Raw genomic sequence first — 422 nt, 5'->3', positions numbered from 1 at the left:
TGTTTAGACGACGCTTCGGAAAGCGCGTGTGTAAAGATCGGAAAGCGCGCGTGTAAGCATCGGGTAGCGCGCGTGGCTGCTCAATGATGACTCTCACCCCTGTCGACGAGTGTTCGTCGGGGTGAGAGGAATGATTCCTGATGACCGACTACCGCCAGTTGATGCGGCTCGTGCTGGACAAGGTCCCGTATCGCGAGATCGCTGCCCGGGAGGGATGCTCGCAGCGCACGATCGCGAAGGTCCGCCGGGTGCTCGACGAACACGAGCTGACGGCTGTCAGCCAGGTCGACGCGCTCTCACGCGAAGACGTTGACGGGCTGTTCTCCGACGGGCGCAAGAGCGTCACCGGGGAGTTCGTGCCGGTCGATATCGACAGAGTCGTCGCTGCCAGGCTGGGGCGGAACAAGCCCCCGCTGAAGGTG

1 pseudogene is annotated in these 422 nt (G+C 63.0%); it reads left to right on the top strand.

The features are described 5' to 3' along the window. Window positions 1-140: 140 nt before the first annotated feature. A pseudogene (locus ACGG9C_RS17080) lies at window positions 141-422 on the top strand (IS21 family transposase); the annotation flags it as partial.

Origin of the sequence: Microbacterium sp. MTN4-26, from assembly GCF_042846595.1 — a bacterium.
GTDB classification, from domain to species: domain Bacteria; phylum Actinomycetota; class Actinomycetes; order Actinomycetales; family Microbacteriaceae; genus Microbacterium; species Microbacterium luteum.
Note: the sequence above shows the minus strand (reverse complement) of the source record. Positions and strands in the feature narration are given on the sequence as shown.